The sequence below is a fragment of the Pseudomonas sp. NFACC02 genome (genome assembly GCF_900110765.1).
Classification (GTDB): Bacteria; Pseudomonadota; Gammaproteobacteria; order Pseudomonadales; family Pseudomonadaceae; genus Aquipseudomonas.
This window is the reverse complement of the sequence record NZ_FOEO01000020.1, coordinates 20777-45651: the sequence shown is the minus strand read 5'-3', so window position 1 is coordinate 45651 and position 24875 is coordinate 20777. Positions and strand designations below refer to the sequence as shown.

Here is a 24875-nt window from a genome sequence, read left to right as displayed (position 1 = left end):
CCGTCGCTGTTCGTGCCATCCTCAAGAAACAGGGAGTTTCCCATGCACACATGTCGTCACTTTCTCCTTCAACTGATCAGGAGTGTTGCTCTGTTGGCCATCTTTTCCGCCACGGCGAGTCACGCTGCCGAAAAACGCGACCTGATCATCGACACTGATCCAGGGGCTGACGACGTCGTTGCCCTGCTGCTGGCGTTGGCTTCTCCCGAAGAGCTGAACGTCATGGCGATCACGACCGTCGCTGGCAACGTGCGCATTGACAAGACGTCGCGCAACGCACGCCTGGCCCGAGAGTGGGCAGGGCGCGAGGAGGTTCCGGTGTACGCTGGCGCGGGCCGACCGTTAGTGCGCACGCCGATCTATGCCGAGAACATTCACGGCAAGGAAGGCTTGCCGGGTGTCGAGGTGCACGAACCGAAAAAAGGTCTGGCTGAGGGGAATGCGGTCCAGTACCTGGTGGAAACGCTGCGCAAAGCTCCGCCTCACAGCATCACCATCGCTATGCTGGGGCCGCAGACCAACCTTGCGCTCGCGTTGGTTCAGGCACCTGACATCACCCAGGGCATCAAAGAAGTGGTGGTCATGGGAGGCGCCCATTTCAATGGCGGCAACATTACGCCAGTGGCGGAATTCAACCTCTATGCCGACCCGGATGCCGCCAAGGTGGTCCTCGCCAGCGGCGTCAAACTCACCTATGTGCCGCTGGATGTGACACACAAGATCCTCACCAGCGATCAACGTCTCAAACAGATCGAGGCCTTGAATAATCAGGCAGGCAAGCTGGTCGGTGGCATTCTCAATGAATACGTCAAGGCGGACATGGTGCATTACGGGCTGCCGGGTGGTCCGGTGCATGACGCCAGCGTGATTGCATGGCTGCTGAAGCCGGAGCTGTTCAGCGGCAGGCAGGTCAATCTGGTGATCGACAGTCGTGAGGGGCCCGGCTTTGGTCAGACGATCGCCGACTGGTATGACACGCTGGGGCAGACTAAAAACGTGTTTTGGGTCGAAAATGGCGATGCCCAAGGTTTCTTCGATCTGCTCACTCAGCGCCTTGCACGTTTGAAGTAACGGCTATCAAGCGTTGTCCAGAACCTCGGTGGCATAGCGCAGAAATACCTGATTCATGAAGTTCTGGGCGCCCGAGGTGCCCAGTTCCTTGACCAGCAGGTCGACCGCGATAATGGCCAGTTCCTCCGCGCTTCCCGGGCTATGGGCGCAATGTCCTTGCGTCCATTTAGCCTTGATATCCGCATCGATCGATACGATTGCCATGGTGTTTCGTCCCTCCCGAAAACGATCAATCCCTGCATCGATACCCGCGGTTGAGCGTACGAGCAGGGCTTGCAGTAAACCATCTTGTCCGGTTATCCGCACTGCTACTTAGGCATGAATGGCAATGCGTGCGAGAATCCGTGCCTTTCATTTCAGGGCTTCGCCGGTGTCTATTGATCTTACCGATTCACGAAGTTTCACCCTCGATGCTGTGCGGCAGATGATCGCAGGCGCAAACGACAATACCCATAATCAGTTACGGGTCAACCGTGATGGCAAAGCATGGTTGTCCAGTGACGCAGTGGGTGGCGTTGATATCGACGGTCTGTTGTTTCGCCTTGAGACATGGGCGGCCGGTTCCGGTTGTGTCGGTCCTGTTGCCGCGAGCGACGCGGTCTGGGTAACGCAGATCTACAATGCGCTGCGGGACAACTGGGCGGATCCACGCGTTGACTACGTGGATATCTACTAGCGCCCAGGGGCGAACAACTTTCCCAAACGTTTTGTGACGATTTGTTTGTCCTGATCACGGCCGGTTGCGGCAGACTCCGGCCTCTGTCGGCAAGCGCCCGGCCTCGGTTTTCAGGGTGTCAGCGAAACCCTGCGGATCGATCGCTGTCGCACAGGTTCTGGTTCACGTTAAACGTAAGGAGTTCGTATGCCCTGGAAACTTGCTTCATCGGGTCTGGTTCTGTCGGCAGCATTGTTAGCGGGGTGCAGCAGTACCTCCGAGTCGTCGAAAGCTGCCGAAGGCGCCACTGCCACTGAATCCGGCTATTCACGTTGCGATGCTGCCGCCGCGCAATTCGCACTGGGCAAACCCGCATCGGCGGCCCTTTTGGAGCAGGCGCGCGTGAAATCGGGTGCGCAGACCGCCAGGGTGCTTGGGCCCCATGACATGGTGACGCTGGAGTACCGCTCTGATCGCCTGAATCTCAATACCGATCAGGCCGCTACGGTCAATCGCGTCAACTGTGGTTAAGCACCGTTTTCGAGGCGAAAAAAAACCCGTCAGTGACGGGTTTTTTTAGCGCGCTCGGATTACTCCGGGCGAACCTGAGCGGCTTGCATGCCCTTTTGGCCTTTCTCAGCCACGAAGGAGACAGTCTGGCCTTCTTTCAGGCTTTTGAAACCGTCGGATTCGATAGCCTTGAAGTGTACGAACAGGTCGTCACCGCCACCCTGTGGAGTGATAAAGCCGAAGCCTTTTTCATCGTTGAACCATTTTACGGTGCCGGTTTGGCGATTAGACATGGTGTATCTCCAGAAACATAATTTTCAGTAGTGCTGTGCTGCTCAGGCCAACTGGGCACACGGGGGCTATCATAGTCGAATTGTGTGAATGCTGGACTTTTTCGGTAAGAACTTTGCGCCAGTACCGCAAATATAAGCATCGAAATGCGCCATAGCCCGGCAGTTTTGCCCCCTTTTTCAACCGTCGGCCGACGCAATCAGTGTCGCTCAAGCCCCCGTATTTCGGGGGCTTGAGCCGCTATTAAGATCGGTTGATGCGTGAAGGCCGCGGCATTCTCAGTGCGGAATGTAAATTTTTTATTTTTTGCCTTTGAGGCAGTTCTCGCCCACGGCTTTTTGCAGCCGTGAGGTCATTTCGGTACTGGGAGGCGTCGTTTTGTCATTCAACGAGGCGATCTCTTTGTCCGAGAAATTCTTGTTGATCTGTTGAGCGCCGCATTCGCAGTGCGCCTGGACGGCCTTGGCGTCCATTCCCGGATTGTTCTGGGTGGCGGCGGCGGTGCACTCATTCATGTAAGTGGTTTTGGTTTTCGCGTCCATGGCGGCATGAGCGCTGATCGGGAGAGTCAACGCCAACGGAGCGAGGAGGGCGGCAACACGTAGAAGCTTCATGGTTGTTTCCTTTTAGTCTGTGGGACCTGCACAAGCACAGGCCTTTAACGGGCCTCGGTTTATCTGACGGCGGGGATTCGCACCAGTTCAGTATTCGAAGACGCTCCGGTATTTGAAGAAAACTTTATGGCCGCGACAGGCCAGGTTGTATGACCCGCGACAGACGGGCTGTGCTAGGATGCGCGTCCTGTAGATTCGCTCGCGTCTCGCGGGGCAGGTTTTGCGTGAAGCGATGCCTGTCGATTTCGTCAAATCCAGTCACTCTGGTTCGGTCACCGGTTGGCCCTTGGGCTCCTGCCACTGTGAGGCAGGTACACCACCGAATCGCGTACTGGCTCTATCCCAACCCACGTGACCTTTGGTAGGGGTCACCACTAGGAGAGGAGGCGCCATGCCAACTATTACTCTTCCCGACGGCAGTCAACGTTCTTTCGATCACCCGGTATCCGTCGCCGAGGTCGCGGCCTCCATTGGCGCAGGCCTGGCTAAAGCCACCGTTGCCGGCAAGGTCAACGGTCAACTGGTCGATGCCAGTGACATCATTGCTGCCGACGCGAGTCTGCAAATCATCACCCCGAAAGACCAGGAAGGCCTGGAGATCATTCGTCACTCCTGCGCCCACCTTGTCGGCCATGCGGTCAAGCAACTGTACCCGACCGCCAAAATGGTCATCGGTCCGGTCATCGATGACGGCTTCTATTACGATATCGCCTACGAGCGCCCGTTCACGCCAGACGACATGGCGGCGATCGAGCAGCGCATGCAGCAACTGATCGAAAAGGATTACGACGTCATCAAGAAGGTCACTCCACGCGCGGAAGTGATCGAAGTGTTCAAGGCCCGTGGCGAAGACTACAAGCTGCGTCTGGTCGAGGACATGCCGAACGAAACGGCGATGGGCCTCTACTATCACGAAGAATACGTCGACATGTGCCGTGGTCCGCACGTGCCCAATACCCGTTTTCTCAAGTCGTTCAAGCTGACCAAGCTGTCTGGTGCGTACTGGCGCGGCGACGCCAAGAACGAGCAGCTGCAGCGCGTGTACGGCACCGCCTGGGCTGACAAGAAGCAGCTGGCTGCTTACATCCAGCGCATCGAAGAAGCTGAAAAGCGCGACCATCGCAAGATCGGCAAGCGTCTGGGCCTGTTCCATACTCAGGAAGAAGCGCCGGGCATGGTTTTCTGGCACCCGAACGGCTGGACGCTGTATCAGGTGCTTGAGCAATACATGCGCAAGACCCAGCGTGAAAATGGCTATCTGGAAATCAAGACGCCACAAGTCGTTGATCGCTCGCTGTGGGAGAAGTCCGGGCACTGGGCCAACTACGCCGAAAACATGTTCACCACCGAGTCGGAAAGCCGCGACTATGCCATCAAGCCGATGAACTGCCCTTGCCATGTGCAGGTGTTCAATCAGGGTCTGAAGAGCTACCGCGAGCTGCCGATGCGTCTGGCCGAGTTCGGTGCCTGCCACCGTAACGAGCCCTCGGGTGCGTTGCACGGCATCATGCGCGTGCGTGCGTTCACTCAGGATGACGCCCACATCTTCTGCACTGAAGAGCAGATGCAGGCCGAATCCGCTGCCTTCATCAAGCTGACCATGGATGTCTATGCCGACTTCGGCTTTAAAGACATCGAGATGAAGCTGTCGACCCGTCCTGAAAAACGTGTGGGTTCGGATGACTTGTGGGATCGCGCGGAGGCTGCGCTGGCCGCGGCGCTGGACAGCGCGGGCTTGCCCTACGACCTGCAGCCGGGCGAGGGCGCGTTCTACGGTCCGAAAATTGAATTTTCCCTGAAGGATTGCTTGGGTCGCGTGTGGCAATGCGGTACATTGCAGCTCGATTTCAACCTGCCAATCCGTTTGGGTGCCGAATTCGTTTCGGAAGACAACGGGCGTAAGCATCCGGTCATGTTGCACCGTGCAATTCTCGGTTCATTCGAGCGTTTCATCGGAATTCTGATCGAGCACTACGAAGGTGCGTTCCCCGCATGGCTGGCTCCCACTCAGGCAGTGATCATGAATATCACTGATAAACAGGCAGATTTTGCCCTTGAAGTGGAAAAAACTCTGGCTGAAAGCGGGTTTCGTGCCAAGTCCGACTTGAGAAATGAAAAGATCGGCTTTAAAATCCGCGAGCATACTTTGCTCAAGGTTCCCTATCTCCTCGTTATCGGGGATCGGGAGGTTGAAACGCAAACTGTCGCTGTGCGTACCCGTGAAGGCGCAGACCTCGGCTCAATGCCGGTCGCTCAATTCTCGGCGTTCCTTGCACAAGCGGTTTCCCGGCGTGGTCGCCAAGATTCGGAGTAATTATTATTAAGCGTGAAATGAGACAAGATAAACGAGCTGCACCGAAGGCCCCGATCAACGAGAATATCTCGGCACGCGAGGTTCGGTTAATTGGCGCTGACGGCGAGCAGATTGGCATCGTCTCGATTGATGAAGCGCTTCGTATAGCTGAAGAAGCCAAGCTCGATCTGGTAGAAATTTCTGCCGACGCAGTACCGCCTGTCTGTCGTGTGATGGACTACGGCAAATCGATCTTCGAGAAGAAGAAGCAGATTGCTGCGGCGAAGAAGAACCAGAAGCAGATTCAGGTTAAAGAAATCAAGTTTCGTCCAGGGACGGAGGAAGGGGATTACCAGGTAAAACTACGCAACCTGGTACGTTTCCTGAGTGACGGGGACAGGGCCAAGGTATCGCTAAGATTCCGCGGTCGTGAGATGGCCCACCAGGAGCTGGGTATGGAGCTGTTGAAGCGGGTTGAACAAGACCTGCTCGAATACGGCGCCGTCGAACAGCATCCTAAGATGGAAGGACGCCAGCTGATCATGGTCATCGCCCCGAAAAAGAAGAAATAACCACCAGGGCACGGCAGGCCTTGCGGTTATGTTTATCAACTGAATGCGGAGTATCCGAACATGCCAAAGATGAAGACTAAAAGTGGTGCAGCTAAGCGGTTTCTGAAAACCGCGAATGGCATCAAGCACAAGCACGCTTTCAAGAGCCACATCCTGACCAAAATGTCGACCAAGCGTAAGCGTCAACTGCGCGGAAGCAGCCTGCTGCATCCGTCTGACGTGGCAAAAGTCGAGCGCATGCTGCGCCTTCGTTAATTTTGATCAAGAATAGAGGAAGTAACTCATGGCTCGTGTAAAGCGTGGCGTCATTGCCCGTAAGCGACACAAAAAAATTCTGAAACTTGCTAAAGGCTACTACGGCGCGCGTTCACGCGTATTCCGTGTTGCCAAGCAAGCGGTAATCAAGGCAGGCCAATACGCCTACCGTGACCGTCGTCAGAAAAAACGTCAGTTCCGCGCTCTGTGGATCGCTCGTATCAACGCTGGTGCGCGTATCAACGGTCTGTCCTACAGCCGTTTCATCGCTGGCCTGAAAAAAGCGTCGATCGAAATCGACCGTAAGGTTCTGGCTGATCTGGCAGTGAACGAAAAAGCGGCGTTTGCTGCGATTGTCGAGAAAGCTAAAGCCACTCTGGCCTAAGTCCCCGGCAATCACCGGGCCTCGTTTCGAGGTTCGGTGTTAAACGTCATAGATAGGGGAAGAGCCTTGTAAGCTCTTCCCCTATTTCGTATCTGGAGTCTGTACATGGAAAACCTGGACGCGCTGGTCTCTCAAGCACTTGAGGCTGTGCAAGGCGCCGAAGATATCAATGCCCTGGAGCAAATCCGGGTTCACTACCTCGGCAAGAAGGGTGAATTGACTCAGGTGATGAAGACCCTGGGAAATTTGCCGGCGGAAGAGCGTCCGCAGGTCGGCGCGCTGATCAACGTTGCCAAGGAACGCGTCACAGAGGTTCTCAATGCGCGTAAGGCGTCGTTCGAGGAAGCGGATCTTGCCGCCAGACTCGCCGCCGAATCGATTGACGTAACCCTGCCTGGCCGTGGACAGACCACTGGCGGTCTGCACCCTGTCACCCGGACTCTGGAACGTATCGAACAATTCTTCACCCACATTGGCTACGGCATCGCCGAAGGCCCTGAGGTGGAAGACGATTACCACAACTTCGAAGCGCTCAACATCCCAGGCCATCACCCGGCCCGGTCGATGCATGACACCTTCTATTTCAACGCCAACATGTTGCTGCGCACCCACACCTCGCCGGTACAGGTCCGCACCATGGAATCGAACACGCCGCCGATCCGCATCGTCTGTCCAGGCCGTGTGTACCGCAGCGACTCCGATATCACTCACTCTCCGATGTTCCATCAGGTCGAAGGCCTGCTGGTCGACCGCGACATTAACTTCGCCGACCTGAAAGGAACCATCGAGGAGTTTCTGCGCGTGTTCTTTGAAAAAGAACTGGCAGTGCGTTTCCGCCCCTCGTATTTCCCGTTTACCGAGCCGTCCGCCGAAGTCGATATGGAGTGCGTGATGTGCAGCGGTAAAGGCTGCCGCGTCTGCAAGCAGACCGGATGGCTGGAAGTCATGGGCTGCGGCATGGTTCATCCGAACGTGCTGCGTATGTCCGGTATCGATCCGGAAGAGTTCCAGGGCTTTGCTTTCGGCATGGGCGCGGAGCGTCTCGCCATGCTGCGTTACGGCGTCAATGACTTGCGCCTGTTCTTCGACAACGACTTGCGGTTCCTCGCGCAATTTCGCTAGGAACCCCGCGCGACGCTACCTCAGGGGTGGCGTTCGTGCGGCGGTCAGGTCGCAGATCCGTAACGAACCTATCAGGAGAGCAGGATGAAATTCAGTGAACAGTGGTTGCGTGGCTGGGTAAGCCCGCAGGTCTCCCGTGACGAGCTGGTAGCGCGTCTGTCGATGGCTGGGCTGGAGGTCGATAGCGTGACCCCGGCGGCCGGCGTTTTCAGTGGTGTTGTGGTCGGTGAGGTCATGAGCACCGAGCAGCATCCAGACGCTGACAAGCTGCGCGTTTGTCAGGTCAATAATGGTTCGGAAACGTTTCAGGTTGTCTGCGGTGCGCCCAATGTGCGCCCGGGCCTGAAGATCCCGTTTGCCATGATCGGCGCCGAACTACCCGGCGACTTCAAGATCAAGAAAGCGAAGCTGCGTGGCGTCGAGTCCAATGGCATGCTCTGTTCGCAGGCCGAGCTGCAAGTGGGCGAGGGCAACGACGGTTTGATGGAGTTGCCGGCCGACGCGCCGGTGGGCAGGGATTTCCGTGCTTACCTGGAACTGGACGACGCCAGCATCGAGGTCGACCTGACGCCGAACCGCGGCGACTGCCTGTCCGTCGCAGGTCTGGCCCGTGAAGTGGGCGCGCTGTATGACGCGGCCGTCACGCGTCCACAGGTTGCCGTCGTCCCAGCGGTCCACGATGAAGTGCGCCCGGTCGACGTGTTGGCCCCGGCTGCGTGCCCGCGTTACCTGGGGCGTGTCATTCGTAACGTTGACTTGTCCCGTCCGACGCCGCTCTGGATGGTTGAGCGCTTGCGCCGTTCCGACGTGCGCAGCATCGATGCCGCCGTCGACGTCACCAACTACGTCATGCTCGAGCTGGGCCAGCCACTGCACGCGTTCGACCTCGCTGAAATCAACGGCGGCATCCGTGTGCGAATGGCGGAAGAGGGCGAGAAGCTTGTTCTGCTGGACGGCCAGGAAGTCAGCCTGCGCGCCGATACCCTGGTCATCGCCGACCACCAGCGTGCGCTGGCTATCGCTGGAGTGATGGGCGGTGAACACAGTGGCGTGAACACCACGACCACGCGTGACATCTTTCTGGAGAGCGCATTCTTCGATCAGATCGCAGTCGCCGGCAAAGCGCGCTCGTATGGCCTGCACACCGACGCCTCACACCGCTATGAGCGCGGCGTTGACTGGCAGCTCGCGCGTGAAGCGATGGAGCGGGCCACGGGCTTGCTTCTGGAGATTACGGGCGGTGAAGCCGGTCCGGTCATCGAAACCGTCAGCGAGCAACACCTGCCCTCGATCGCGCCGGTGATCCTGCGCGCCGACCGCATCGAACAGATGCTGGGCATGAAGATGGAGGCGACCGAGGTCGAGCGCTTGCTCACTGGATTGGGGCTCAAGGTTGCGGCTGATACCGCCGGTCAATGGCGCGTCGACGTGCCAAGTCACCGTTTCGACATTACGCTTGAAGTCGACCTGATCGAGGAGCTGGCGCGCTTGTACGGTTACAACCGCCTGCCGGTTCGTTATCCGCAGGCACGCCTGGCGCCGCAGGCCCGGGCCGAGGCGCGAGGGGATCTACCCGCGCTGCGTCGTCTGCTGGTCGCGCGGGGATATCAGGAAGCAATTACCTACAGCTTCATCGATCAGAAATGGTTCGAACTGTTCAATCCAGGTGTCGAGCCGCTCCTGTTGGCCAACCCGATTTCCGCCGATATGGCGGCCATGCGTTCGTCGCTGTGGCCCGGCCTGGTCAAAGCGCTTCAGCACAACCTTAATCGTCAACAGGATCGCGTACGCCTGTTTGAGAGTGGCCTGCGTTTCGTGGGTCAACTGGAAGGTTTGAAACAAGAGCCTATGCTGGCAGGTGTGATCTGCGGCAGCCGTTTGCCGGAAGGGTGGGCACAAGGGCGCGATGCAGTGGACTTCTTCGACGTCAAGGCTGACGTGGAGGCCGTGCTTGGTTTTGCGGGCGCACTGGACGATTTCCGTTTTGTACCGGGCAAACACCCGGCGCTTCATCCGGGTCAAACGGCGCGCATTGAGCGAAAAGGCCGTGAAGTGGGCTACCTCGGTGCCTTGCACCCTGAGCTGATCAAGACGCTGGGCCTTGACCGTCCAGTGTTCGTATTCGAGCTGGTGCTGGCTGAGGTTGCCCAGGGGCGTCTGCCGAAATTCCACGAGCTGTCGCGCTTCCCGGAGGTCCGTCGAGACCTGGCGTTGCTGGCGGATCGTGAGGTTGCGGCCACGGCTGTGATGGACGTTATCCGTGAAAATGCAGGGGAATGGCTGACGGACCTCAGGCTATTTGATGTTTATCAGGGTAAAGGTATTGATCCGCATAGAAAAAGCCTTGCAGTTGGCTTGACCTGGCAACATCCATCGCGCACTCTTACTGACGATGAGGTAAACGCTTCGACGCAGCAAATTCTCACCTCGCTTGAGGAAAGGTTAAACGCCACGTTAAGGAAGTAGCGTATGGGGGCTCTGACGAAAGCTGAGATGGCCGAACGTCTGTACGAAGAGCTAGGCCTGAATAAACGAGAAGCCAAGGAACTGGTTGAGCTGTTCTTTGAGGAAATCAGGCACGCTCTGGAGGATAACGAGCAGGTCAAATTGTCCGGATTCGGCAATTTTGACTTGCGAGATAAACGCCAGCGACCGGGTCGAAATCCCAAGACAGGGGAAGAAATTCCGATTACGGCTCGCCGTGTGGTCACCTTTCGCCCAGGGCAGAAATTGAAGGCCCGAGTTGAGGCTTATGCTGGAACCAAGTCATAACGACGAGCTACCGCCTATTCCCGGCAAACGCTACTTCACCATCGGTGAAGTCAGTGAGCTCTGCGCGGTCAAACCGCACGTTCTGCGTTATTGGGAGCAGGAGTTTCCTCAACTCAACCCGGTCAAGCGCCGCGGGAATCGTCGGTATTATCAGCGACAGGACGTGCTGATGATCCGACAAATCCGCGCGCTGCTTTACGACCAGGGCTTCACCATCGGTGGCGCCCGATTGCGGATGTCCAGCGATGAGGTTAAGGACGATTCTCTGCAGTACAAGCAACTGATCAAACAAATGATCGCTGAATTGGAAGACGTTCTGGTCGTGCTACGTAACTGAGACGAGTGAATCAAATTACTTCCATTATTCAAACGCTTAGGGTATATTCCTCGACGTTTTCGCAAGAAGCGACAACAGATTCACGCCTAGTCGGGGCGTAGCGCAGTCCGGTAGCGCACTAGCATGGGGTGCTAGGGGTCGAGTGTTCGAATCACTCCGTCCCGACCATATATTTCAATGACTTAGCCGCCTTATGGTGGCTTTGTTGTTTCTGGGGCAGTGACTTTCCGAGTGACCCTTCCGTTTTTAATCATGCGTTCCTCCTTTTCAAAATCGTCAGCGCTGGTGCGCGCGAGTCGGTTACTGATACCTTGTTGGCCGCTGCAATTGACTGATCCAGTTCGGCTGCTGAGTAGTGGCTGGTGATGCTTCCGTTCTTGTGGCCCAGTAGGGCTTTGCGATCTTCCTCTGTCACGCCCGCTGCACGTAGCCTTCTGCCAAAGGTGTGCTTCAAGACCAGTGTCCACCTTGAACATGGCCATCGTCTGCCAAGTGGGCGGGCAGTTCAGCGAACAGGATCGACTGCTCATCCCAGGACAGCGGATAGGGCTTTCTCGCCTTCGTCTTCTCGTCCAGCAGTGAAATCATCGGGACCACGTCCAGCCACGGGCGCCGCTCCTCGTCCCGCCATTTCCTTGCACACACATTCAAAACCCTGATGACGCGTTGCAGCGCGATATTCACGGTCCTATTCGACACAGGCTTCCCTTCGGCCGGATGCAGCTTCGAGTGGATGTAGGGGGGGGCAGTGAGTCGTCATCTATATGGGTGATGGGCAGATGCCCTATGAAGGGGTCGAGCTGTTACATGTAAGTGGCTGAAACATGAATCGAAGCCTGGTCCTTAACTTCAAGGAGGAAGCGTATCGACGCCTCCCGCCATGTTCGTACCTGCCGCACGCCATAAACCTTGCACTGCCGCAGTTTCTCCAGCAGGTGGATCAGGTATTGCTCGGCCTCCGCCCGGTCACCAGTTCCAGTACTTTCCTGAATTCGTTCTCCCCGGTATTTTTTATCGATCTTCCAGATGCCGTTCGGCATTTTCTGGAGCCCTGTAATTGCTTTTTGTGCCATTCGGTTGCTCCTTTGGCCCCCGCTTGGCGCTCGCTTCGGGGTTGATTGTTGTCCTGATTGACCCTGGGGCGAGGAGTACGGCGCCTGGCGGGTGCAGATTGAAGGCATTGAAGCCAATGGCGACGGTACCGCCGTCCGTCCGACGCTGTCAGTGGGCAACGTCAATGGGCGAATCACCGCACTTTGCCTGGCCTTAGAAGATCTGCTCGAATTCAAGCTGACCATGCGGCACACGCTGGGCACCTACCTCGACGCCGAAAACTTCCCCGATGGGAACCCTGACGCCGCCCCCACGCAGGAATCGATCAAGGTCTGGTATCTCGACCAGAAGACCAACGAGGACGGCTAGACCGTATCGTGGGAGCTGGCCAGCCCAGGAGATGTGGGCGGTGAATCCATCGGCCGCCAGATGACCACCCTGTGCCACTGTTGCATGACTGGCGGGTACACGCCTGATCCTCAGGCACGAAGACGCGAACGGGCCTTAGACTCCGGATGGTCTTGGTAGCAGGACGGCTGTGAATAGACATGCGCCCAGAATAAGCCTGCTATAGGCTAACCATCTAGAAACTACTATGAGCTTGCTCAAATACGAGCAGTGGATATACTGGTTGACACAAGCGTCAACTGATGCTGAGTGGATACGGTGAGAGAAGAGTATGATGGACGTACAGGAAAGAAAAAGCCCAATCGCGAACAAGCTAGCGCTTGTCTGTGCGTTGGCTATGGCTGCCGGTACGTTCGCAAGCGATGTGTCATTGGGTGATGCGAGTGGCAAGCCGTCTGCAATGTACAAAACTCTGGATTCCATCCAAGAAGCCGATGCTTTAGCCAAGATTCCAGTCCTGTTGGAGATGGCTGAGTGGATGACGATGTTCTTCGATGGTGCGTATCGTAGTATTTTGGCCAACTCCATCCCCGAAGAGCTTATGCAAAACCATCCATTTGCAATGGTTGCGGAGATTCTTGGGCGAGCGCTTTCTGAGATCAAGTCGCTTCGAGGCACGGGTGATCTCGGTCCCGACGGTGACAAATTGATCTTTACCATCGCCGAAGCTCGCTATAAGGCCGACAGGAACGCTAATTTGATTCGTCAGATGACTATCGAGCCTTGCGTGTTCGAAAGTTCTATTGATCGCAACGGTCTTATCTCCATGGCGAAATTGGCAAGACGGGCCGACATCGCATCTAACGCTTAAGAAATGGAGCCGGTAGAGGTTTCATTTCACCCCGATACGTACGACACGTATTTCAAGCCGCTCGAAGCCACCAATCCTGGATTCTTGAGTGGCCTGCTGGCTGACTTCTGCCGTTATCAGCAGTCCATGAGGGATGATTTACCGGATTACTTCGGATTTGATGCCGAATACGGATCTCCGAAGGAAATATCGGGCTGCTTAGAACATATTCATCTCTGCATACCTCCTAGAAAATTTCCTGAGAAACTGAAGCAAGGTCAGCGCAAATGTAAAGTTGGCGACCCAACCAAAGATGTAGCTTTGGTTTATGCCCGTGGGCGCATTGAATTTCATAAGTTCTGCATCATCGGCATCCTTATGCCCGATGCTCATGCCCAAGCGAATAACAATGACCTTATGCTTTATCTCGGTAGATTGGGTCGAGAGTTTCAGTACGCCAACTGATCAGATCGATGGGCAGCTTCGGGCTGGGCTTTTTGATTCAAGCGGGCATCTCGTGCGCCGATAGCCTGGAACTGCATTCCGCAGTGCAAGGAGGGCGTCATGAAGAAAATAGCAATCGCAGGCCTGGTAGCTTTGTTGTCGATCGTTTCGTTGTCAGCGTCAGCCTGCCCCAAAGGCACGCATCCAACAGGCGGAACAGGGTCGCATCACAAAGGCGGCACCTGTGTCTGATGAGTAGCCCAGCCCCGCGCTGGGTTTTTTGCATCCGGCTGCCGGTCAGTGCCTGTAGCGCCAGATTTTTACTTTCTGCCGATGCCTTATGATCTTCGCTGCCGCCGAAGAATGATAGATCCACAAAACCTCAAAAACGTACATAGGGCATGCGCCTAGTAGCATTGCGATCGGCGATGCAGACAGCGGAGCACCGGACACTGTGACAACGTTTTTCAGTCCCGCCGCCATGATCCAGAATCCGAACCAGAGCAGGAAGATGATCTGCGAGGTGTGTCCTCGGCTTACCTCTCGGTTTATCCAAGCTTCATCAAATGGGTAGGTGCGCAGAAATTTGAGTTCGCGAAGCCGGATTCCTCTGACAACGGAATGTTTTGCACCCCGGCGTCATAGGACCTCCTCCCTAACTCAATTGGAAGAGTTCAGCGACAGGCTCTTCAATTTCTTCCAGATCAATGACGCTGCGGCGACGACAACGGCGCAGATAATTCCATCCGAACCGACAGTCCAGATGTGATCAAGTAAGGTCAACGCTGATGAGAAGTCGATCTGCATGCGTGAAGAGGTTCGAGTGGAAGAGGGGAGTTATTGTTCGGAACTGGCATATCGCGGATCTAACATCGCAAGGACCATCTGGTCGTGTTCCTCTCGCGTTGCCCTGTAGAAAATGCATCGATCTAGTAGCAGGGTTTTCATGCAGCGAGCGGAAGCGAGATGCTTTGGCTCAGCGGAGATCGTTACGGTCCTGTCGCTGCTCGTGTCCGTGACTTCCAAGTGATAACGCCCAATCAGGCCGTCGTCCCGCTTGGTGTGACTGAGGAGTTTGAAGGTGAGGGCGGACATTCCACATTCCTTGTTCGTTGGCTAGCTGAGATAGCCGGGTTCGGGAGCTACTCGTAGCAAGACTCAAGGGTTTGGACTTCTCCAAGAGCCCAAACGCGATGCTGTCGCGAGTAGTGTCCATTTGTTTGATCGAAGTCAAGTGCAGCACCAACATGCCAACGAACGGTTTCCGCCTTTTCTTTGGCATACCCGTTGAGATCTTCATGGGCGGACAGATCGTTCACGAGGTGTTGAACTGCTGAGAAAAGAGCTGATCGCTCAAATATAGTGTTTGCACCATCGGGAGCATCAACTAGCTCAGATAGCGCTTTTACCTTTGCCTTGATGTGGCTCATTTTTCACTCCAATAGCCCTCATATGTCGCAGCAGCCTTCTGAGCCGTGATTGACAACATTGGACTACTGTTTACGGCGCACCTGTATCACCCCGAGCTCGCTCTGCTGGTACAGCGTATAAGGAAGCAAAACCGTGTCGCTTACCCCAGACAGCACAATGTCTATCGCCACTGTTTGCATTGATGGCCGTATCCCGTACGTTTCCGGTCCGTCCAGTGTGCAGTAGTTGTAAGCAACACCGCTGTATGCGCGCGGGATCGTGCGGCAGTTAGAGTGCGCAGAGGCGAGGTCGTCGGCTGCACCTCTCGCGTCATGGAGCGTCTTGATGGTGCCGCAGCCAGCAAGTGCCGCGAAGCAACAGGCAGTGGCCCATACCTTCACTGGGAAATTCTCCTTCTCGACGTGTCGCCCCATTTTTGGCAAACCCTGAATTGAAAGGCCTGGGGACCCCGAAAATCTTCAGATCAATTGCCTAGGCTGAACTTCAGATTGCCCAAGCTCCAGGATGATCCCGTCTTCTGATAGCAGCCGGGCTGATTGCGTGGCTCTGCGTTGCAACTCACGGCGTAACCGGTGCTGGTGACCTTCTGGTTACCACCTTCCGGCCCTCGGTCGCTGTAATTCGCGCAGCTGGTGATCAGCAAAGCTATTGAAAGAGTAATCAGGTGCTTCATAACTGCCTCCATGCGTGGAAGGCGCATTTTATCCAATGACCCCTCATTCGCGGGCTTTTTTGTCTGGGAAAAAGCGAATGGAAAGAGTTAGCGGGCTGATAGAAGAGCGGGAGAGCTGGAAAGTGCAGTGACGCAGCCAGCACAGTAGGGCTTGGTTGTGAAAAGGGCGTATCAGGCCCCGGACGGCCCGGGGCGATAAGCTCTTCCACTAATCGCTGTCTCCGCGCTGCGGTACTTCGACTGCTGGCCCAAGGAGGTCGTAGTATCGGAAATGAAATTCAGCCTCCTGCTTCTTTCCGTTAACTTTGGCGCGCAAGGCTTGGTCGAGATGCCACTCACGCATACGTCGCAAGCTGGCCAGTTGTCTTTGGGATCGGTTGTTGAACGGCATAAGCTCTCCTTTTCTTAAATAGCCCCATGGAAACATTGCTCCTTGGCAGTGAAAAGTGTAGCTGAAGGTTTTTAAGAATACGAATTCAATCAGGTGGTTGGCGCCATTCGGGAGGATGAGTTATTCCGAATCCTTTAATTCGCACAGGCTGCTTCGAAAGAGAGCTCGGCCGCCCCGAGCGACTACTGCTCGATAGCAGACCACGGTCGAGGCGTGAAAGTCGTCTTTCCTGTGCCTTCGCTTCAGCGAAGCAACACCTCGCCCAGCCTGAGCCCGGTTCCGATCTGCATCGGCCGTCGGCGCTGGGGCAGTCCCTTTATCTCCGGTTCAATTCACGCTGAAGATAAGACGTACACCTGCCATCGCGTTCGTCTGGTAGCTCATTGCTAGCCTTTTGCCCTTCTGGTATACCGGCCCGTCAGCTGTTATGAATTCGAGACAGCATTATGGGATCGAGGTCCTCATTGTGAGCAAAACGTCAAACTCCCAGCTTTCGGTGGAAGAGCTGAACGCCATCGCCGAAATTGAGGCAACCACTAATATTTTAAAGTTGATCGTGCGGCTGACGGGCTTGCGCTTTGCTGCGATCGTTAAGTTTTGCGACCGAGAGTGGGTTGCGTGCAGCGTGAATGACGAGATTTGCCTGGGTATCAAGGATGGGGAGAGGTTTCCCCTTGAGTACTCGATGTGCAGTAACTTGTTGGTTGACCCTTCCAGTCTGGTGGTGGGCTGCGTCAGCCAGAACCCGGTGCATAAAGGCAATATCGCTTCTCAGCGCTATGGCTTTGAAAGCTCCATCTCTATTCCCATCTTTCTGCGAGACGACAGCTTGTTCGGGTCTCTGTGCGTGCTCGATCCGGACGCAAATCGATTGGAGGCGCAGGAAGCAATCGACGTACTGGTGATTTTTGCAAAACTGGTCGGCAGCATTTTCCAGTGGCACTACGATCACTCTCCCGAAAAGGTTTCCGGTCCAGCTGAAATGGCCGTCTGACCTACTGCTCACACGAGCCGCCTTCGGGCGGTTTTTTTGTGCCTGAAGCAAACCGGGTTTGCGCAGAATGTCGGCAGTTCCAATGACATCGAGTCGCACGGCTGCGCACGTGCTGCCAGGCCATCCGATGTGCTTCTGGCACTGCTCCAGCAATCGCGTCAGGGCGCACGCTTCAGGGGTGTAGGCGACGCCACTCATCAGCCACGTCGCCCATTGTCTGGGGCGCGCTTTGTTTGATCCATGCCATGAACGGTCGGTCGAACTTGAATGCCTCGCCACATTGCGAGATGAGAAACCGCCGGACGTTTTGAGTGTTGCGGTAATGCTTATCCAGTGGGGTGGTGCGCGTGATCGGGTCTGAGTGCCAGTTGAATGCCATGTTGATTCCTTTGCCGAAGCCGACCCCTCGTCGGCACGCGTAAGAGCGTAGCAATTTTGCTCGCGCGCGGGATGCATCCCTAAGCGGCCTCTGTCTCTGTTCCGCCATCGCTATGGTTTGTCGCCGAAAACAGCCGCTCGTCGGAACATGAGCACTATCAAAAGGTTGGCTACTCAATGGGATAGCCCTAGGAAACGGAATTTATGCGACCTAATGTATTTGATGTACCTAATGCGCTCGATTTAATCAAAGAGCTTGATGAGGCCACTGAGCAGATGATGGCGATCGGTGTCGACCAGGTGGGCTGTCCGCAGTGGCAGGAAGCCTTTGAACGTCAGCAACGCGCTTTTCGGAACTGGCGCGACTATCTGTACCTGAAGGCGGATGAAAAGCCACCGGTGAGTCTTCTCAACATCGCGTGATGCGAAATCCGGCAGCCGGTCAGGCAGATGATCGGATCGCGGAGCGGGGGACGAGTGTCTGGGGGTAACGGCTCAATGCTATGCTGGCTGCTCCATCGTACTGGAGCAGCGAAATTGAGAGCTTTCGCATTTCTACGCGATCCAACGTTTGTCGTCGGGGTTCCGTTACTGGGAGTGGGGTTGATCTACAACGTACCGGTTCTGACCGGCTTGGGTTTATCACTCCTGGCGTGTGCGCTGATCGTCAATTGAGGCGCATTCCTGGCCCGCCGGAGGCGTCGAGTACCTTTGCTGCCCGCGCACTGAGCAGGTTGGCCGCCAGCACCTATCCAGAGAGACCGTTGATCCGGTTTAGTTGAATTAGCTGATCAGCCATTGCTCATAAATAGATGGAATCGATAACCGATTGCTTCAGCTGAAAGGTTTTCCGCATGCAAACTGCAGACGATTTCCGTTTTACGGCCCATACGCTTTTACTCGCGCTGGATGAATCGACGCTCAATATGATGAAGATGGTGTCCAGCTCGGCAATGGGGGGCGTCGCCTGGAAGTCGGCAGTGGTGCTTCAGCAGGCTTCTTTTGCCAATCTGCATTCGCATCTCGATTTGCCCGAAGCCCTTCAATTGATGCAGCAGGGCCGTTATCGCTAACGCGTGGCCGAAGCAGCATCCGCAGCAGGTTTATAAGCCATGACGTCATGGCTGTAGACGTCACTGCTGCGGTGCCAAGGGTATCGGCTGGACGATTACTCGTCATACCCGAGATTAGGCGCCAGCCACCGCTCGGTGACGCGCATCTCCTGCCCCTTACGGGCGTTGTAGCTCTCCACCTGGTCCTTGTCGATTTTGCCTACGGCAAAGTATTGCGCCTGTGGGTGGGCGAAGTACCAGCCGCTGACGGCCGCTGCCGGGAACATCGCATAGTGCTCGGTCAGGAACACGCCGCTGATGCCAGGCTTGCCGTCGCCCTGGGTCGGGTCCAGCAGGTCGAACAGGACGCCTTTCTCGGTGTGGTCAGGACAGGCCGGGTAGCCGGGCGCGGGGCGGATGCCGACGTATTTCTCTTTGATCAGGTCTTCGTTGTCCAGTTGTTCGTCAGTCGCGTAGCCCCAGTAGTTTTTACGCACTTGCTGGTGCAGCCATTCGGCGCAGGCCTCGGCCAGACGATCGGCCAGGGCTTTGACCATGATCGCGTTGTAGTCGTCGCCCTTGTCCTGATAGGCCTTGGACACCTCCTCGGCACCGATGCCGGCAGTGGTGATGAAGCCGCCGACATAGTCGGTGACGCCGCTGCCTTTCGGGGCTACGAAATCGGCGAGCGAGAAGTTTGGCTTGCCGTCGGTCTTGATGATCTGCTGACGCAAGTGATGCAGTTTTGCCAGAGGCTTGCCGTCATCGCCGTACAGCTCCAGATCGTCATGGTCCACCTGGTTGGCGGGCCAGAACCCGAACACCGCGCGGCTGCGAATCAGTTTTTCGTCGATCAGTTTACGCAGCATTTCCTGGGCATCGTTGAACAGGGAGGTCGCTGCTTCACCGACGACTTCGTCCGTGAGGATGCGCGGGTACTTACCCGCCAGGTCCCACGAGATAAAGAACGGGGTCCAGTCGATGTAATCGACCAGCACGTTGAGGTCGATGTCTTCCAGCACCTTGACGCCGGTAAACGTCGGCTTGACCGGCTGATAGCTGGCCCAGTCGAACTGTGGTTTCTTGGCGATCGCCGCGCTGTAGCTCAGACGCTCAGTCCGGGCGCTACGGGCTGAGGTCCGCTCGCGCACTTCAACGTACTCGGCGCGGGTTTTCTCGATGAAGCCGGCTTTCAGTTCCTTGGACAGCAGCTGGGTGGCCACGCCCACGGCGCGCGAGGCGTCGGTGACGTAGATCACGGCGTCGTTGCTGTACTTCGGCTCGATTTTCACGGCCGTGTGCGCTTTGGACGTGGTCGCGCCGCCGATCATCAGCGGCAGGCTGAAGTTCTGACGCTGCATCTCGCGGGCGACGTGAACCATCTCGTCCAGCGACGGCGTGATCAGGCCGGACAGGCCGATGATGTCGCACTTCTCGTCCTTGGCCACCTGCAGGATCTTTTCCGCCGGTACCATGACGCCGAGGTCGACGATGTCGTAACCGTTACAACCCAATACAACGCCAACGATGTTCTTGCCAATGTCATGGACGTCGCCTTTGACCGTGGCCATCAGGATTTTGCCCTTGGCCTCCGGCTTGTCGCCTTTTTCCGCTTCGATAAATGGAATCAGATGGGCCACTGCCTGCTTCATGACGCGGGCGGATTTGACCACCTGCGGCAGGAACATCTTGCCCGAACCGAACAGATCGCCCACCACGTTCATGCCCGCCATCAGCGGGCCTTCGATGACCTCGATGGGGCGCGCGAAGGACTGACGCGAGAGCTCGGTGTCCTCGACGATGTGCGTCGTAATACCCTTGACCAGTGCGTGCTTGAGGCGCTCATTGACCTCCCAGCTGCGCCATTCTTCGGTTTCGGCTTCCTTGACCGAGCCATCGCCCTTGAACTTGTCGGCAATGGCCAGCAGTGCGTCGGTGCCATTGGGCGTTCGGTTCAACACCACGTCTTCTACCGCGTCGCGCAGCTCGGCAGGAATCTCGTCGTAGATTTCCAGCTGGCCAGCGTTGACGATGCCCATGGTCAGGCCGCTGCGGATGGCGTACAGCAGGAACACCGAGTGAATCGCCTCGCGCACCGGGTTGTTGCCCCGGAACGAGAACGACACGTTGGAGACACCGCCGGACGTGAGCGCATACGGCAGCTCGTCACGGATGTACGCGCACGCATTGATGAAATCGACCGCGTAGTTGTTGTGCTCCTCGATGCCGGTGGCGACCGCGAAGATGTTCGGGTCGAAGATGATGTCTTCCGGCGGGAAACCGACTTCGTTGACCAGAATGTCGTAGGAGCGTTTGCAGATTTCCTTCTTGCGCGCCTCGGTGTCGGCCTGACCGGCCTCGTCGAACGCCATCACCACCACGGCAGCGCCATAGCGCTTGCACAGCCTGGCGTGGTGGATGAACTGCTCGACGCCTTCCTTCATGCTGATCGAGTTGACGATGCCCTTGCCCTGAATGCACTTGAGGCCGGCTTCGATTACGTCCCATTTCGACGAGTCGATCATGATCGGCACGCGGGAGATGTCCGGTTCGCCGGCTATCAGGTTGAGGAAGGTCACCATGGCCTTCTTCGAGTCCAGCATGCCTTCGTCCATGTTGATGTCGATCACCTGGGCGCCGGCTTCGACCTGTTGCAGGGCCACTTCCAGCGCTTCGGTGTAATTGTCTTCACGGATCAGGCGGGCGAAGCGGGCAGAACCGGTGATGTTGGTGCGCTCACCGACGTTGACGAACAGCGAGCTGCGGTCGATGGTGAACGGTTCCAGACCCGACAGGCGACAGGCCTTCGGAATGTCCGGAATCGCGCGCGGCGCGTAGCTGGCGACGATGTTGGCGATGGCTTTGATGTGTGCCGGGGTGGTGCCGCAGCAACCGCCGACGATGTTGAGGAAGCCGCTCTGGGCGAACTCTTCGACGACCTTGGCCATCTCGGCGGGCGCCTCATCGTACTCACCGAATTCGTTTGGCAGACCGGCGTTCGGGTGCGCCGACACGTGGGTGTCGGCCTTGTTGGACAGTTCTTCGAGGTACGGACGCAGTTCACTGGCGCCCAATGCACAGTTCAGACCCACCGAGATCGGATTGGCGTGGCGCACCGAGTTCCAGAACGCTTCGGTGGTCTGGCCCGACAGCGTACGGCCAGACGCATCGGTGATGGTGCCCGAGATCATGATCGGCAATTCGAAGCCGATTTCATCGAAGACGCCCTGGACGGCGAAGATCGCCGCCTTGGCGTTCAAGGTGTCGAAGATGGTTTCGATGAGGATCATGTCCGCACCGCCTTCGATCAGGCCCTTGGTGGCTTCGGTGTAGTTCTCCACCAGTTCATCGAAGGTGACGTTGCGGTAGCCGGGGTTATTGACGTCCGGGGACAGGGAACAGGTGCGGCTGGTCGGGCCGAGCACGCCGGCGACAAAGCGTGGCTTGTCCGGTGTTTCCAGGGTCTTGGCGTCGGCGACCTGCCGGGCAAGGCGGGCGCCTTCCACGTTCAGCTCATACACTAGCGCTTCCATGCCGTAGTCGGCCTGGGACACCTGGGTCGCGTTGAAGGTGTTGGTTTCGAGGATGTCGGCGCCAGCGTCCAAGTATTCCTTTTCGATCGCGCCGATGACGTCCGGGCGGGTCAGGATCAGCAGGTCGTTGTTGCCCTTGACGTCACTTGGCCAGTCGGCAAAGCGCTTGCCACGGTAGTCTTCTTCCTCCAGGCGATAGCTCTGGATCATGGTGCCCATGCCGCCATCGAGAATCAGGATTCGCTCTTTGAGAGCCTGCTGAAGTGCTTGAAGACGCGCGCTGCGATCTGACATGAAGAGTACCCGGATGAAGAAATACGAAATAAGGTGCTGCCGAAAAGTGCGAAATAATAGCAAACCTGTACGGTTTTAAACCGTCACGGAATTTACATGAATTCTGTTCATGTTGATGGCCGCTCGCCACAGGTAGAATCATCGGGCATTTTTACGTTCAGGACCTCGTTCCATGTTGCATCGCTTGTACGCCACGGTTGTGGCCTTGATGGTTGGCGGTGCAGCGTTCGCGCAGTCGCCTCTTCCCCAATCAATTCCTGCGGCCACGGCCATTTCCTATAGCCGGGACATTCAGCCGATCTTCACCGAGAAATGCGTCGCTTGCCACGCGTGCAACGATGCAGCCTGCCAGTTGAACCTGGGCAGCGGGGAGGGCGCATTGCGCGGGGCGTCCAAGGTGCCGGTGTACCAGGGTGACCGCAGTCAGGCCGTTGCGCCGACGCGGATTTTCTATGACGCCGAGGGCCCTGATGCCTGGCGCAAGAAAGGCTTTTACTCGGTGCTCGATGGCCAGAGCAATCAGGCCGCATTGATGGCGAGAATGCTCGAGTTCGGTCACAGCGCGCCGCTGGAGCCCAACGCCAAGATCCCGGACGACATCGTGCTGGGGCTTAATCGCGAGAACATGTGCCCGCTGCCTCAGGAATTCGAGGGGTATGCCAGGTCGCATCCCGGCCAGGGCATGCCGCTGGCAGTTACCGGTCTGACAGACGCGCAATACAACACCCTCCAGCGCTGGCTGGCCGCCGGAGCGCCTGTCGAGCAAGCGCCCGTGCAGGCCAGTCCCGCTGAAGCCGCGCAGATCTCCGACTGGGAAAACCTCTTCAATCGTCCCGGCTCGACCGAGGCGTTGGTTGCGCGCTGGTTATACGAGCACCTGTTTCTGGCGCACATTTATTTCTCCGGTGGCGAGCCTGGGCATTTCTTTCAATGGGTGCGTTCGCGTACGCCCAGCGGACAGCCGGTGGACCTGATCGCAACCCGCCGTCCGGATGACGATCCGGGGACAACCTTCTATTACCGTTTGATGCCGGTTCAGGGCGTCATCGTCCACAAGACTCACATCACTTATCCGATGAGCCCACAGAAGCTGGATCGGGTCAAACAGCTGTTCTACAGCGGTAACTGGCACGCCACCGAACTGCCGGGCTACGGCCCGCAGCGCCGCGCGAACCCGTTCGACACCTTCAAGGAAATTCCGGCGGTGGCGCGCTACCAGTTCATGCTGGATAACGCGGAATACTTCGTCAGAACGTTCATTCGCGGTCCGGTGTGTCGCGGCGAGATTGCAACTGACGTGATTCGCGATCATTTCTGGGCGTTGTTCCAGGAACCCGCCCATGACCGCTACATCACCGATGCTGTCTATCGCGGCAAGGCAACGCCGCTGCTGGCGATGCCGGGTCAGGATGACGATGTGGGCAGTGTCCTGACCCTGTGGCACGACTACCGTGACAAGCGAAACGAGTACGAAGAGCTTCGCAGTGACGCCTATGCGCATATGCCGCCGCCCGGTTGGGCGACATTGTGGGCCGGCAACGACAACGCACTGCTGACGATCTTCCGCCATTTCGACAGCGCCTCGGTCACCAAGGGGCTGATCGGTGATCTGCCCAACACCGTCTGGCTGTTTGACTACCCACTGCTGGAGCGCACGTACTACCAACTGGCCGTGAACTTCGATGTGTTTGGCAACGTGTCGCACCAGGTACAGACGCGTCTGTATTTCGATCTGATCCGCAACGGCGCCGAAGTCAATTTCCTGCGCCTGATGCCGGCCGATAAGCGCGATGACATCCTCGGCAGTTGGTACCAGAACAGCGGCAAGGTGAAAATGTGGCTGGACTATCAGGCCATCGATGACGACACGCCGACCGGCATGAAGCTGGACGAGAAAGATCCGGAGCGCGACTTCGAACGCAAGTTGGTCGAGCGCGCCGGTACACTCAATGCGTCTCCTGATCCGATCAACCGCTGCAGCGGCGCGTATTGTTCACGGCAGGGTGTCGGGCCGGTGTTCAGTGAGGTCGAGCAGTCGCTGAGCCGCCTGGTTTCGCGTCCGGCAGCGGGGTTGAAGGTCATCAACCAGTTGCCGGAGGCGACGATGCTCCGTATTCAGGATGGGAGCGGCAAGCGCATCGTCTACAGCATGCTGCGCAACCGCGCACACAGTAACGTAGCGTTTCTGTTGGGCGAGGCCTATCGCTATCAGCCCGGGCTAGACAGCTTGACGATCTACCCGGGTGTCCTCAGCAGCTACCCGAATTTCATCTTCAATATCCCGGCCAGCGAGGTGAGCGATTTCGTGGATGCGATGGAGCAGGCCCACGATCACAAGGAAGCGTTCGAAAAAATCGTCGAACGCTGGGGCGTGCGTCGCAGTCATCCACTGTTCTGGACGTATTTCCACGATCTGAATCGGTACATTCAGGAAACCGACCCGCAGGAGGCGGGGGTGCTGGACATGAACCGATATGAAAATCTGTAAGTGACCGTTGGTCGCTGAACGTATAGGCGCGCTTGCCCGCGATGGTGGTTTTCATGGCGACACCTGTGT

The 24875-nt window shown here is 57.0% G+C and carries 26 protein-coding genes, 1 tRNA gene and 2 pseudogenes; 19 read left to right on the top strand and 10 right to left on the bottom strand.

The window, feature by feature from the left end:
- Positions 1 to 42 precede the first annotated feature (42 nt).
- Complete coding sequence (locus BMY73_RS17040; RefSeq protein WP_062387193.1) at positions 43 to 1071, top strand: nucleoside hydrolase; 1029 nt, start codon at positions 43 to 45, stop codon at positions 1069 to 1071.
- A gap of 6 nt (positions 1072 to 1077) precedes the next feature.
- On the opposite strand, the gene BMY73_RS17035 is transcribed toward BMY73_RS17040, so the two are convergent.
- The gene (locus BMY73_RS17035; protein WP_062387190.1) at positions 1078 to 1275 is read right to left on the bottom strand and encodes a hypothetical protein; all 198 of its coding nucleotides are present in this window, start codon (positions 1273 to 1275) and stop codon (positions 1078 to 1080) included.
- A 166-nt stretch (positions 1276 to 1441) separates the two neighbouring features.
- On the opposite strand from BMY73_RS17035, the gene BMY73_RS17030 reads away from it, so the two are divergent.
- Both BMY73_RS17030 and BMY73_RS17025 read left to right on the top strand, forming a co-directional pair.
- Positions 1442 to 1747, top strand: coding sequence for a hypothetical protein (locus tag BMY73_RS17030; protein ID WP_062387531.1), 306 nt, complete (start codon positions 1442 to 1444; stop codon positions 1745 to 1747).
- A gap of 186 nt (positions 1748 to 1933) precedes the next feature.
- Positions 1934 to 2257: an I78 family peptidase inhibitor gene (locus BMY73_RS17025; RefSeq protein ID WP_092408517.1), complete on the top strand. Its 324-nt coding sequence runs from the start codon at positions 1934 to 1936 to the stop codon at positions 2255 to 2257.
- Between the two features lie 59 nt (positions 2258 to 2316).
- Here BMY73_RS17025 and BMY73_RS17020 read toward each other — a convergent pair whose 3' ends face one another.
- Both BMY73_RS17020 and BMY73_RS17015 read right to left on the bottom strand, forming a co-directional pair.
- On the bottom strand, positions 2317 to 2529 hold the full coding sequence (locus BMY73_RS17020) for a cold-shock protein (protein ID WP_003179963.1): 213 nt from the start codon (positions 2527 to 2529) through the stop codon (positions 2317 to 2319).
- A gap of 297 nt (positions 2530 to 2826) precedes the next feature.
- Entirely contained in the window at positions 2827 to 3141 is a 315-nt protein-coding gene (locus BMY73_RS17015) for a hypothetical protein (protein ID WP_062387185.1), read from the bottom strand.
- A 391-nt stretch (positions 3142 to 3532) separates the two neighbouring features.
- Here BMY73_RS17015 and thrS point away from each other — a divergent pair, with 391 nt between their 5' ends.
- The 9 genes from thrS to BMY73_RS16970 all read left to right on the top strand — a co-directional run bounded on the left by thrS (position 3533) and on the right by BMY73_RS16970 (position 11045).
- Positions 3533 to 5455 carry a threonine--tRNA ligase gene (gene thrS / locus BMY73_RS17010; RefSeq protein ID WP_092408515.1) on the top strand — a complete coding sequence of 641 codons (1923 nt, stop codon included), beginning with the start codon at positions 3533 to 3535 and terminating at the stop codon, positions 5453 to 5455.
- Positions 5455 to 6006, top strand: a complete 552-nt coding sequence (infC, locus tag BMY73_RS17005; RefSeq protein ID WP_175500202.1) for a translation initiation factor IF-3 — start codon at positions 5455 to 5457, stop codon at positions 6004 to 6006. The genes thrS and infC overlap by 1 nt, the downstream gene beginning before the upstream one ends.
- 60 nt (positions 6007 to 6066) lie before the next feature.
- The gene (gene rpmI / locus BMY73_RS17000) at positions 6067 to 6261 is read left to right on the top strand and encodes a 50S ribosomal protein L35 (RefSeq protein ID WP_002553160.1); all 195 of its coding nucleotides are present in this window, start codon (positions 6067 to 6069) and stop codon (positions 6259 to 6261) included.
- Between the two features lie 28 nt (positions 6262 to 6289).
- Positions 6290 to 6646 (top strand): 50S ribosomal protein L20, encoded by a 357-nt coding sequence (gene rplT, locus BMY73_RS16995; protein ID WP_007905879.1) that lies wholly within the window; start codon positions 6290 to 6292, stop codon positions 6644 to 6646.
- Positions 6647 to 6751: 105 nt separating this feature from the next.
- Entirely contained in the window at positions 6752 to 7768 is a 1017-nt protein-coding gene (gene pheS, locus BMY73_RS16990) for a phenylalanine--tRNA ligase subunit alpha (protein WP_092408513.1), read from the top strand.
- Between the two features lie 84 nt (positions 7769 to 7852).
- A complete protein-coding gene (gene pheT, locus BMY73_RS16985; RefSeq protein WP_092408511.1) occupies positions 7853 to 10234 on the top strand; it encodes a phenylalanine--tRNA ligase subunit beta in 2382 nt (793 codons plus the stop codon).
- Between the two features lie 3 nt (positions 10235 to 10237).
- Positions 10238 to 10540, top strand: coding sequence for an integration host factor subunit alpha (gene ihfA, locus BMY73_RS16980; protein ID WP_002553164.1), 303 nt, complete (start codon positions 10238 to 10240; stop codon positions 10538 to 10540).
- Positions 10521 to 10877 carry a MerR family transcriptional regulator gene (locus BMY73_RS16975; RefSeq protein ID WP_062387170.1) on the top strand — a complete coding sequence of 119 codons (357 nt, stop codon included), beginning with the start codon at positions 10521 to 10523 and terminating at the stop codon, positions 10875 to 10877. The genes ihfA and BMY73_RS16975 overlap by 20 nt, the downstream gene beginning before the upstream one ends.
- 91 nt (positions 10878 to 10968) lie before the next feature.
- Positions 10969 to 11045, top strand: a tRNA-Pro gene (locus BMY73_RS16970).
- A gap of 82 nt (positions 11046 to 11127) precedes the next feature.
- On the opposite strand, the pseudogene BMY73_RS28900 reads toward BMY73_RS16970, so the two are convergent.
- Positions 11128 to 11950 (bottom strand): annotated as a pseudogene (locus BMY73_RS28900) (hypothetical protein).
- Between the two features lie 67 nt (positions 11951 to 12017).
- Here BMY73_RS28900 and BMY73_RS16960 point away from each other — a divergent pair.
- The 3 genes and pseudogenes from BMY73_RS16960 to BMY73_RS16950 form a co-directional block, all read left to right on the top strand.
- Positions 12018 to 12398, top strand: a pseudogene (locus tag BMY73_RS16960) (phage minor tail protein L); the annotation flags it as partial.
- 214 nt (positions 12399 to 12612) lie between these two features.
- Positions 12613 to 13149: a hypothetical protein gene (locus BMY73_RS16955; protein ID WP_139214248.1), complete on the top strand. Its 537-nt coding sequence runs from the start codon at positions 12613 to 12615 to the stop codon at positions 13147 to 13149.
- 3 nt (positions 13150 to 13152) lie between these two features.
- The gene (locus BMY73_RS16950) at positions 13153 to 13593 is read left to right on the top strand and encodes a type II toxin-antitoxin system YafO family toxin (protein ID WP_092408509.1); all 441 of its coding nucleotides are present in this window, start codon (positions 13153 to 13155) and stop codon (positions 13591 to 13593) included.
- 1121 nt (positions 13594 to 14714) lie between these two features.
- On the opposite strand, the gene BMY73_RS28025 is transcribed toward BMY73_RS16950, so the two are convergent.
- The 4 genes from BMY73_RS28025 to BMY73_RS16930 all read right to left on the bottom strand — a co-directional run bounded on the left by BMY73_RS28025 (position 14715) and on the right by BMY73_RS16930 (position 16067).
- Complete coding sequence (locus tag BMY73_RS28025) at positions 14715 to 15002, bottom strand: hypothetical protein (protein WP_139214247.1); 288 nt, start codon at positions 15000 to 15002, stop codon at positions 14715 to 14717.
- A 63-nt stretch (positions 15003 to 15065) separates the two neighbouring features.
- A complete protein-coding gene (locus tag BMY73_RS16940) occupies positions 15066 to 15416 on the bottom strand; it encodes a YceK/YidQ family lipoprotein (protein WP_092408507.1) in 351 nt (116 codons plus the stop codon).
- A gap of 50 nt (positions 15417 to 15466) precedes the next feature.
- Entirely contained in the window at positions 15467 to 15676 is a 210-nt protein-coding gene (locus BMY73_RS16935; RefSeq protein WP_062381963.1) for a hypothetical protein, read from the bottom strand.
- A gap of 208 nt (positions 15677 to 15884) precedes the next feature.
- Positions 15885 to 16067 carry a hypothetical protein gene (locus tag BMY73_RS16930; RefSeq protein WP_062381962.1) on the bottom strand — a complete coding sequence of 61 codons (183 nt, stop codon included), beginning with the start codon at positions 16065 to 16067 and terminating at the stop codon, positions 15885 to 15887.
- Between the two features lie 466 nt (positions 16068 to 16533).
- Between BMY73_RS16930 and BMY73_RS16925 the strand changes: the two genes are divergently transcribed.
- Positions 16534 to 17061 carry a GAF domain-containing protein gene (locus BMY73_RS16925; RefSeq protein ID WP_175500201.1) on the top strand — a complete coding sequence of 176 codons (528 nt, stop codon included), beginning with the start codon at positions 16534 to 16536 and terminating at the stop codon, positions 17059 to 17061.
- A 172-nt stretch (positions 17062 to 17233) separates the two neighbouring features.
- Here the strand turns inward: BMY73_RS16925 and BMY73_RS16920 are convergent, their stop codons facing one another.
- A complete protein-coding gene (locus tag BMY73_RS16920; protein ID WP_092408503.1) occupies positions 17234 to 17440 on the bottom strand; it encodes a DUF6434 domain-containing protein in 207 nt (68 codons plus the stop codon).
- 203 nt (positions 17441 to 17643) lie between these two features.
- Between BMY73_RS16920 and BMY73_RS16915 the strand changes: the two genes are divergently transcribed.
- Together BMY73_RS16915 and BMY73_RS16910 are read left to right on the top strand one after the other, a co-directional pair.
- A complete protein-coding gene (locus BMY73_RS16915; protein WP_062381959.1) occupies positions 17644 to 17862 on the top strand; it encodes a hypothetical protein in 219 nt (72 codons plus the stop codon).
- A gap of 431 nt (positions 17863 to 18293) precedes the next feature.
- Positions 18294 to 18512, top strand: a complete 219-nt coding sequence (locus BMY73_RS16910; RefSeq protein ID WP_092408501.1) for a hypothetical protein — start codon at positions 18294 to 18296, stop codon at positions 18510 to 18512.
- A 95-nt stretch (positions 18513 to 18607) separates the two neighbouring features.
- Here the strand turns inward: BMY73_RS16910 and metH are convergent, their stop codons facing one another.
- Positions 18608 to 22318, bottom strand: coding sequence for a methionine synthase (gene metH / locus BMY73_RS16905; RefSeq protein WP_092408499.1), 3711 nt, complete (start codon positions 22316 to 22318; stop codon positions 18608 to 18610).
- A 172-nt stretch (positions 22319 to 22490) separates the two neighbouring features.
- Here metH and BMY73_RS16900 point away from each other — a divergent pair, with 172 nt between their 5' ends.
- The gene (locus tag BMY73_RS16900; protein ID WP_092408497.1) at positions 22491 to 24806 is read left to right on the top strand and encodes a fatty acid cis/trans isomerase; all 2316 of its coding nucleotides are present in this window, start codon (positions 22491 to 22493) and stop codon (positions 24804 to 24806) included.
- Positions 24807 to 24875 lie beyond the last annotated feature (69 nt).

What these genes read in the sequence shown, in the direction of transcription:
- BMY73_RS17040 (WP_062387193.1), top strand. Translation starts at nt 43, where the DNA reads ATGCACACATGTCGTCACTTTCTCCTTCAACTGATCAGGAGTGTTGCT.
- BMY73_RS17035 (WP_062387190.1), bottom strand. Translation starts at nt 1,275, where the DNA reads ATGGCAATCGTATCGATCGATGCGGATATCAAGGCTAAATGGACGCAA.
- BMY73_RS17025 (WP_092408517.1), top strand. Translation starts at nt 1,934, where the DNA reads ATGCCCTGGAAACTTGCTTCATCGGGTCTGGTTCTGTCGGCAGCATTG.
- BMY73_RS17020 (WP_003179963.1), bottom strand. Translation starts at nt 2,529, where the DNA reads ATGTCTAATCGCCAAACCGGCACCGTAAAATGGTTCAACGATGAAAAA.
- BMY73_RS17015 (WP_062387185.1), bottom strand. Translation starts at nt 3,141, where the DNA reads ATGAAGCTTCTACGTGTTGCCGCCCTCCTCGCTCCGTTGGCGTTGACT.
- thrS (WP_092408515.1), top strand. Translation starts at nt 3,533, where the DNA reads ATGCCAACTATTACTCTTCCCGACGGCAGTCAACGTTCTTTCGATCAC.
- rpmI (WP_002553160.1), top strand. Translation starts at nt 6,067, where the DNA reads ATGCCAAAGATGAAGACTAAAAGTGGTGCAGCTAAGCGGTTTCTGAAA.
- rplT (WP_007905879.1), top strand. Translation starts at nt 6,290, where the DNA reads ATGGCTCGTGTAAAGCGTGGCGTCATTGCCCGTAAGCGACACAAAAAA.
- pheS (WP_092408513.1), top strand. Translation starts at nt 6,752, where the DNA reads ATGGAAAACCTGGACGCGCTGGTCTCTCAAGCACTTGAGGCTGTGCAA.
- pheT (WP_092408511.1), top strand. Translation starts at nt 7,853, where the DNA reads ATGAAATTCAGTGAACAGTGGTTGCGTGGCTGGGTAAGCCCGCAGGTC.
- ihfA (WP_002553164.1), top strand. Translation starts at nt 10,238, where the DNA reads ATGGGGGCTCTGACGAAAGCTGAGATGGCCGAACGTCTGTACGAAGAG.
- BMY73_RS16975 (WP_062387170.1), top strand. Translation starts at nt 10,521, where the DNA reads ATGCTGGAACCAAGTCATAACGACGAGCTACCGCCTATTCCCGGCAAA.
- BMY73_RS16955 (WP_139214248.1), top strand. Translation starts at nt 12,613, where the DNA reads ATGGACGTACAGGAAAGAAAAAGCCCAATCGCGAACAAGCTAGCGCTT.
- BMY73_RS16950 (WP_092408509.1), top strand. Translation starts at nt 13,153, where the DNA reads ATGGAGCCGGTAGAGGTTTCATTTCACCCCGATACGTACGACACGTAT.
- BMY73_RS28025 (WP_139214247.1), bottom strand. Translation starts at nt 15,002, where the DNA reads ATGAGCCACATCAAGGCAAAGGTAAAAGCGCTATCTGAGCTAGTTGAT.
- BMY73_RS16940 (WP_092408507.1), bottom strand. Translation starts at nt 15,416, where the DNA reads ATGGGGCGACACGTCGAGAAGGAGAATTTCCCAGTGAAGGTATGGGCC.
- BMY73_RS16935 (WP_062381963.1), bottom strand. Translation starts at nt 15,676, where the DNA reads ATGAAGCACCTGATTACTCTTTCAATAGCTTTGCTGATCACCAGCTGC.
- BMY73_RS16930 (WP_062381962.1), bottom strand. Translation starts at nt 16,067, where the DNA reads ATGCCGTTCAACAACCGATCCCAAAGACAACTGGCCAGCTTGCGACGT.
- BMY73_RS16920 (WP_092408503.1), bottom strand. Translation starts at nt 17,440, where the DNA reads ATGGCATTCAACTGGCACTCAGACCCGATCACGCGCACCACCCCACTG.
- BMY73_RS16915 (WP_062381959.1), top strand. Translation starts at nt 17,644, where the DNA reads ATGCGACCTAATGTATTTGATGTACCTAATGCGCTCGATTTAATCAAA.
- BMY73_RS16910 (WP_092408501.1), top strand. Translation starts at nt 18,294, where the DNA reads ATGCAAACTGCAGACGATTTCCGTTTTACGGCCCATACGCTTTTACTC.
- metH (WP_092408499.1), bottom strand. Translation starts at nt 22,318, where the DNA reads ATGTCAGATCGCAGCGCGCGTCTTCAAGCACTTCAGCAGGCTCTCAAA.
- BMY73_RS16900 (WP_092408497.1), top strand. Translation starts at nt 22,491, where the DNA reads ATGTTGCATCGCTTGTACGCCACGGTTGTGGCCTTGATGGTTGGCGGT.